The organism is Thermanaerovibrio velox DSM 12556, assembly GCF_000237825.1.
Lineage (GTDB): Bacteria > Synergistota > Synergistia > Synergistales > Synergistaceae > Thermanaerovibrio > Thermanaerovibrio velox.
The window spans coordinates 1,873,619-1,880,838 of the sequence record NZ_CM001377.1 but is presented as its reverse complement, the minus strand read 5'-3'; the positions used below and the strand labels follow the sequence as shown (position 1 = coordinate 1,880,838).

General features: G+C 61.6%; 8 protein-coding genes. 5 read left to right on the top strand and 3 right to left on the bottom strand.

All coding sequences use genetic code 11. From position 1 onward, the window contains the following. The first annotated feature begins 177 nt into the window (after positions 1-177). From THEVEDRAFT_RS09010 to THEVEDRAFT_RS08990, 5 genes are all read left to right on the top strand, one after another. Positions 178-1,197, top strand: a complete 1,020-nt coding sequence (locus tag THEVEDRAFT_RS09010; protein ID WP_006584422.1) for a DHH family phosphoesterase — start codon at positions 178-180, stop codon at positions 1,195-1,197. Continuing rightward, positions 1,190-2,302 (top strand): MGDG synthase family glycosyltransferase, encoded by a 1,113-nt coding sequence (locus THEVEDRAFT_RS09005; protein WP_006584421.1) that lies wholly within the window; start codon positions 1,190-1,192, stop codon positions 2,300-2,302. The genes THEVEDRAFT_RS09010 and THEVEDRAFT_RS09005 overlap by 8 nt, the downstream gene beginning before the upstream one ends. Before the next feature lie 96 nt (positions 2,303-2,398). After that, positions 2,399-3,292 carry a sensor domain-containing diguanylate cyclase gene (locus THEVEDRAFT_RS09000; RefSeq protein ID WP_156787158.1) on the top strand — a complete coding sequence of 298 codons (894 nt, stop codon included), beginning with the start codon at positions 2,399-2,401 and terminating at the stop codon, positions 3,290-3,292. 167 nt (positions 3,293-3,459) lie between these two features. Beyond that, entirely contained in the window at positions 3,460-3,819 is a 360-nt protein-coding gene (locus THEVEDRAFT_RS08995; protein WP_006584419.1) for an encapsulin-associated ferritin-like protein, read from the top strand. Between the two features lie 92 nt (positions 3,820-3,911). Then, positions 3,912-4,706 carry a family 1 encapsulin nanocompartment shell protein gene (locus THEVEDRAFT_RS08990; protein WP_006584418.1) on the top strand — a complete coding sequence of 265 codons (795 nt, stop codon included), beginning with the start codon at positions 3,912-3,914 and terminating at the stop codon, positions 4,704-4,706. 72 nt (positions 4,707-4,778) lie between these two features. On the opposite strand, the gene THEVEDRAFT_RS08985 is transcribed toward THEVEDRAFT_RS08990, so the two are convergent. The 3 genes from THEVEDRAFT_RS08985 to THEVEDRAFT_RS08975 are packed head-to-tail and all read right to left on the bottom strand — an operon-like array spanning position 4,779 to position 7,161. Beyond that, a complete protein-coding gene (locus tag THEVEDRAFT_RS08985) occupies positions 4,779-5,324 on the bottom strand; it encodes a chromate transporter (protein WP_425358263.1) in 546 nt (181 codons plus the stop codon). Then, positions 5,294-5,890, bottom strand: a complete 597-nt coding sequence (locus tag THEVEDRAFT_RS08980) for a chromate transporter (protein WP_245522667.1) — start codon at positions 5,888-5,890, stop codon at positions 5,294-5,296. The genes THEVEDRAFT_RS08985 and THEVEDRAFT_RS08980 overlap by 31 nt, the downstream gene beginning before the upstream one ends. Then, entirely contained in the window at positions 5,833-7,161 is a 1,329-nt protein-coding gene (locus THEVEDRAFT_RS08975; RefSeq protein WP_006584415.1) for a sensor histidine kinase, read from the bottom strand. Before THEVEDRAFT_RS08975 ends, THEVEDRAFT_RS08980 begins: the two co-directional genes overlap by 58 nt. Positions 7,162-7,220: the final 59 nt, after the last annotated feature.

The following is a 7,220-nucleotide window of genomic DNA, read 5'->3' as shown; positions in this document are numbered from 1 at the left end:
CGGCCGGTGGGATGCGGCCGGAGAAGGGGCTGGGTTCCCAGATCCCACGGACTTTCTCGGTCCTTCTCATCCGCCATGGGGACATGGGATATGGGATATAATCCACGTTGTGGTTCAATGGACCGCGGTAAGGCGTTTATTAAGCATACCCTTTTTAATTGGAAGGGGGGTCCCTTTTTGGAAGAGGGGATTCTTCACGTGATAAGCCATACGGATCTGGACGGCATAACCGCCGCGGCGGTGGCGTGGCACGCCAACCGGCGTAGCCGGTGGCCCATAAAGGTGACCCTTTGCGGCTACGGGGAGGTGGACTCCCTGGTGGCCTATGGGCTGTCGAAGGGGGAGGACCTCCTTGTCCTGGACCTCTTCTGCCAGAGGCAGGAGACGGTGGACATGCTGGACCGGGCCTTCGACGGGGTGGAACTCAGGCGACCCCTGTTCTTCGACCACCATAAGAGCACCATGGAGAAGTACGGGAACCGGAGCTGGCTCAAGGTTGACACCTCCATGTGTGCCGCCAAGGTGTACTACTCTTGGCTTCTATCCTCCGGCCATGGGGAAGAGGCGGACGTGGAGGCCCTTGCGGAAATGAGGGAACTGGTGGAGACGGCCAACGATCGGGACTTGTGGCTTGGGGAACGTCCGGAGTCAAGGCTTTGGCAGGCGCTGGTAACCCTGTTAGGCCCCCATGGGGCCCTCATGAGGCTCTCGGTTAACCGCTCCCACGTGATGGATGCGGGGGAGGAGAGGGCCGCCAGGGAGTTCGTGACATCCCAGGACGAGAGGTTCAAGCGGGCCATCTCCAGCCTGGATCGCCGGGGCGATCTTGCCATGTTGGACGATGGGATCCTGGAGTTTGGGGACGTCTCGGACTTCTGCGGCCTGGTCCTGGACCGGATGGACAACCCGCCGGAGGTGGTGGCGGTGCTGGCCCGCCGGCAGGGGGGAGACTGGGCGGTGTCCATGAGAAGCCGTTCCGGCCTGGCGGGGCGGATGGTGGCCCTCCTAAAGGACGGGAGAAAGGTCCGGGGGGGTGGACATGACGATGCGGCGGCCCTCTACTTCCCCGCCCACTTCTCCAGGGAACAGATATTCTCGTCCCTCGCCGCCGCCATGAATAGCCACCGGGAGAGCTCCATGGGGGTTGGCATGACCATAGGGGATATACTCAAGGGGAAGTTGGGACAGGATGGCTAGGACCAGGATAGCGGTGCTTTACGCCACCGTTGGAACCGGCCACAAGACCGCCGCCCTGGCCCTCTCCGACTGGATCCGGACCGAGTACCCTCAGTGCCAGGTGGTATGCCTGGACGTGTTGGCCTTCGGCTCCCCCTTCGTGAAGGCCTTCATAGCCAACTCGTACCTGGAGATGGTGAAGCGGGCCCCCCGGCTATGGGGGTACTTCTACGACTCCATGGACGACCCAAAGGCCCGGGACGGGGTCTTGAACTCCATAAACGATCTCACCGCCAGGATAAACCTAAGGCGCCTCATAAGGAGGCTCAAGACCTTCGATCCCCAGGCCATGGTGTTCAGCCACTTCTTCGGCGCCGGCCCCATCGCGGAGGAGTTCCTTGGGAGGGTGCCGGTGTACTACCTTAACACCGACTTCCTGAGCCACGTGTTCCACCGGAACCCGCTCTTCCGGGGCTGGTTCGTGGCCAGCCGGGAGGCGGTGCTGCAGTACAACTCCGACGGGATATACGACCGTGTGTGGCTAACCGGCATACCGGTGGCCCGATCGTTCACCTCTCCAAGGCCCAGGGAGGAGGCCCTCAGGGAGCTCGGGCTGCAGGACCGGACCACCGTCCTGGTGATGAGCGGCGGTATCGGCGTGGGTCCCCTGGAGGAGGCGGTGGAGGCCCTATCCAAGAGGGACTCCTGGCAGGTGCTGGTGGTGTGCGGCAACAACCGCTCCCGGTTCAACAGCATGAGCAGGGCCTTTGCGGACAGGCGGAACGTGAGGGTCTTCGGCTACGTGGACCCCATAAACCCCCTCTACGAGGCGGCGGACGCGGTGGTCATGAAGCCCGGAGGACTCAGCTCCTCGGAGGTGCTGTGCATGGAGAAGCCCATGTTCCTGATGGACCCCATACCGGGGCAGGAACAGCGCAACAGCGATTACCTGCTGGAGAACGGGGCCGCCAAGGCCATATTCCACGTCCGGGCGGCGGACCTAAAGGTTGAGGAGGTCCTGTCCGATCCTCAAGCCAGGGCCTCCCTGATATCCAATTGCCGGAGGCTTAAACGCCCCTTTGCCGGCAGGGACGTGGCTAGGATATTGATGGAGAATGGGGATTAACTATTATTTATTTATGTGCTATTATTCACCCGGGGGGGTAGGGTCATAGAGGCTTTGTATTGGGGGGATCTGGATGTCCCCCGGGGGGTGTTAGACATGGAGAGCGTCGAAAGCTTCATGTGCGATTTCTTCACCAGGCAGGAGGTCTACAGGATCTTCTTCAAGGAGTCCCTGGTGGGGGCGGTGTTCTGTTCCCCCAGGGGGCTGGTGCTGGATGCCAACACCTCCATATGCGGCATGCTGGGGCACTTCAGGCACGCGGTGGTGGGACGCCCCATAGGGGATTTTCTGCAGAAGGGCTCAAGGCGGCACGTGATAGGTCCGCTGCGGCGTCTCATGGGGGGCAAGACCAGGAACGAGCGGGTGGACTGCCGGCTCGTGAAGGCCTGCGGGTCCCCCATGGAGGCCCGGGTCTTCATCTCCAAGGTGGAGGACCGGGACGGGATGATAAGGGGTTACCTGCTGCAGGTGATAGACATAACCGACTCCAAGGAACGGGAGCGGGCCATAAAGGCCATGGCCCTCAAGGACCCCCTCACGGACCTGCCCAACCGGGCCGCCTGTTTCGAGGAGATAGAGCTCGCCATAATGGAGTCCTCCGCGGAGGACAAGGGCTTCGCCCTCATATTCATAGACCTGGACGGTTTTAAGGAGATAAACGATGGGCTTGGGCACCTCATGGGGGACGAGACCCTCAAGGAGGTGGCCAAGAGGCTAAAACGTTGCGTGAGGTCCTCCGACCTGGTATCCCGCATAGGGGGGGACGAGTTCGTGATGATAATAAAGGGCCTCTCCTGCGAGGAGTCCGCCTTCTCCGTGGTGGCCAAGGTGGCCTCCCAGTTCGACAGGCCCGTGGAGGTAAAGGGCATGTCCATACCGATCGGCGCAAGCCTCGGGGTCGCCATCTTCCCCCGGGACGGCAGGGATTCCATAACCCTGATGCAGCGGGCCGACGAGGCCATGTACCTCCACAAGGCCTCAAAGGCGTGATCCGAACCATTCCAAGGCTCAGGCTATTCCATCGCCGGTTTTCTAGCCCACCCGCTCCGAGGTTAATCAAAATGATTTTAAGATCCCCCCTCGCCTTTGACACAGGGGGGCTTTTTTGCTGTACAATCTAGCCGTCGTAACACAAAAACCGATGGGGGGTATGAGATATGGGATACTTTGAGCCCGCAGGCGAACTTCGTCCGGAGGACCGGGACATCTCCCGGGCCCTTGCGAGCCTCAGGGAAGAGGTGGAGGCCATAGACTACTACCACCAGAGGGCTGCTCTAACCGCGGATCAGGAGCTGAAGGCCCTCTTGATCCACAACCGGGACGAGGAGATAGAGCACGCCGCCATGTGCGTGGAGTGGCTGCGCCGGAAGATCCCCGCCATGGACGAGGCCTTGAGGACCTACCTCTTCACCCAGGCGCCGGTTACCCAGGTGGAAGAGGCGGCCAGCGGAGGCGCCGGCAGGGATGGGGCCCCCTCGAAAGAGACGTCGGGTTCCCTGGGGATAGGCAAGCTGTAGCCGATGCCCGGTAACCTCGGGGCATTTGAGGTTCCGGTGGGGTTTCCCGTTTGGATTTCAATGGTTTAAACCGTTTGAAGGGAGGGGTTTTGATGGATATTCTCAAGAGGAGCTTTGCGCCCATAAGCGAGGAGGCCTGGAGGGTTTTGGATGACCAGGCCCGGGTGGTGTTGAAGGACAACCTGTCCGCCAGGAGGTTCGTGGACGTGGTGGGTCCCATGGGGTGGGACTTCCATGGCTTCGGCACGGGCAAGCTGGTGCTCCCGGAGGGTCAGCAGAAGGGGGCGGTGCAGTACGGGATCCGGCAGTTCCAGCCCATGGTGGAGGCCCGGGTGTCCTTTGAGATGAACATATGGGACCTGGACGACATCGTCCGGGGCGCCAAGGACGTGGACCTTTCCCCCCTCGAGGAGGCGGCCAGGAAGATAGCCGCCTTCGAGGAGAGGGCGGTCTACCATGGCCTGGAGGATGGCTGCATAGAGGGTCTCTTCAAGGGGGCCGCCGCCTCCATGGATCTGAACCTGTCCAAGAGCAAGGACATGATAGCTGGGGTAGCCAAGGCGGTGAGGTCCATGGAGACCTTGGTGAAAGGGCCCTTTGCCCTGGTGGGGGGAGATAAGCTCTTCTCCGCCATCGACTCCTTCTACGAGCCTTACCCCATGAGGAAGAACCTGTTGAGTCTGGTGGAGAAGCTGGTCTACGCCCCGCTCCTGGACGGGGCCCTGCTGGTCTCCCTGGCAGGGGGGTACACGGAGCTCGCCCTTGGGCAGGACCTGTCCCTGGGCTACGAGTCCCACGACTCCAGCGTGGTGAGGCTCTTCTTCACCGAGACCTTTGCCTTCCGCATACTGGAGCCCCGGGCTGTAACGGTGCTGAAGCTGAAGTAGACCCTTTGAGCCCTTCGCGGCGTGGCGCCCCGTTCTTCCCGGGGCGCTTTTTTACGTGTTTAAATGCCGCCCTTACCGGGGACGGGAGAACAGGAAGGCCCCTGCGAGCCCCGCGGCCAGCACTACTAAGGGATAGAGCCTCTTAAGGGGGCCCATGCTTGCGGCTCCGAGGGAGCAGAGGAAAAGAAGAACCCCCATGGGATCCGTGACGGAGGGCTTTGCCATGTACACGAAGGCCATCATCAGGAGCCCCGTTATGGGACCCCTTATGGCCTTATCTAACCGGTCCGCCAGGTTGGGGTTGGCGGAGAAGGTCCGTTTTGTGACGTAAAGAAGCGCCAGGGGACCCGATATGGCGCTCATGGTGCACAGGGCCGCCCCGATAAACCCTCCCTTGTAGAACCCCAAAAGGGTGGCTCCGTTTATCACCAGGGGACCCGGGGTCACCTGGGACAGCCCAAGGAGGGTTAGGAACTGCCCGGGTTCCAGGAGACCCTGGGCTATCATCTCGTGTCTCATGAGCGGCACCGTGGATATACCGCCCCCAAAGGCCATGATGCCGATCTTAAGAAACCCCGCCGCAGCCCCTAACAGGCCCGCATCTGCCAAAGCAGGCACCCCCCTATGGATATGACAAGTCCCCAAAGGGGAGGCACCCCCGCCAGGGACATCCCGAGGAAACCCACCAGCCCCGCGATGGGAACGGCCCTGGGGGCTCCCAGGTTGTGGCGGGCGGACTGAAGCACCGCCTTCAGCACCAGCGCCGATGAGGCGCAGAGGACCCCCTTCACGAACCCCTGAAGCATGGGGTTTGAGAGGTGGGACAGGAAGTAGGGGCCTAGGATCAGGACCGATATGAAGGGGGGGGAAAGGACCCCTAGCACCGCCGCCGCCGCGCCGGCTGGTCCTGAGAGCCTGTGCCCCGCCAGGGCGGCGAAGTTGATCGCCACCGGACCCGGCACCAACGAGGCCAGGTTGGTCATCTCCATGCTCTCCTCAGGGGATATGATCCCCCGGGAGGTAAGCCTTTCCCTCGCCATGGCCACCAACACAAGCCCTCCCCCGAAGGTGACGGCGCTAAGCTTGAAGAACTCCCAGTAGAGCCCCGCGGGTCCCATGGCGGCACTTACCGGTCCCCCATCGGGGCGGACCCCTCTGGGATGATCCGGGGCTGGTCCAGGCACTGGAGCATAAGCCCCAGGTCGTTTCTCGTCACGGGAACTATGAAGTCCGCCCCCGACCCCTCGTCGCCAAAGGTTATGAGCCTTCCGGCGGTATCCATCGGGGTCCCCATGTCCTCATGCCAGGCTATAAGCAGGTCTAGCTCGTCCCAGTAGTGCTCCAGATGATCCCGAGAGGGGATCTCGAAGACTCGGTAGCCCCAGGCGGAGAGAAAACTGCCGTAGAGCTTGGCGTGTTTCTTCGGGATCATGAGCCCTATCCTCTCGGAACCCTTGCGCTCCAAGGGTTCCTGGTGCCCGATCTCCTTCATTACGGGCAGGTCCAGGAAGAACCTGGTGCCCTGGCCGATGCTGGAGGTCGCATCTATGGAGCCCCCCAGCTGACGCACCAGGTCCTTGACCACCGAGATGCCTATGCCGTGCCCCCTGGGATTGGGGGACCCGTCGTAGAGGATCCGCTTTATCTGATGAGCCTCCATGCCGGGTCCGTCGTCGGCGATCTCAAGCCGCAGGACCTTTCCCCGCCTGGAGTAACTCGTGGAGCAGGTGATGCTCACCGTTCCGTAACGGGCTTTGGAGTCCCTTATGGCCTGGGAGGCGTTAATGCTTAAGTTGAACACCACCCGCCCCAGGTCCTCGGGAACCCCGAAAAGGATCGCCCTGTGGCATTCAGGGGCCACCTTGAGCTTTAGGCATACCCCCCTCATGGAGGCGGCGAGCATGTCCGCCATCTCCTCCAGCACCAGGGTGGCGGCGAACGGGATGGACTCGAACAGGCTGGAGCCCTTGAGCAGTCGGACGATCCACTCGGTTATGTTCCGGGCCTTCAGGGCCCCGCGCCTTATCCGCTTTATCTCCCCATCGATGTCCTTGCCAGACAGGGCCTTGTTCTCCATGAGGTCGATGGCCTGGGTCATTATGGTGAACAGGTTGTTCAGGTCGTGGGCCCAGCCCATCACCGCCCCCTCCAGGGGGATACCGGGGGTTTCCCTGTTCCTTGAGGGGATCATCGTTCCCGTGGCTATGATCTCGCCCTTTGCCGTGGGCCTGAACCGGAAGCGGAGGGACGGTAAGTTGCGCCCCCTCAGAAAGGTTCGCTGCACCGCCTTGTGCCTTGAATAGCACTCCTCCGCCGCCTCGAGCCACACCTTGGGGTCCATACCCATGGAGGACAGGAAGTTGGAATCCCTGATGATACCCTCGGGATCCCAAATCACCCTCTTAACATTGCCCTGCCGGTCAAGAACAAGCTCAAGAAAGGATTGGTTCGACATTTACTTTCTCCTCATAGGAATGGTCAGCTAATTGTAGTGCCGTCTAAGGGGAGTCTATC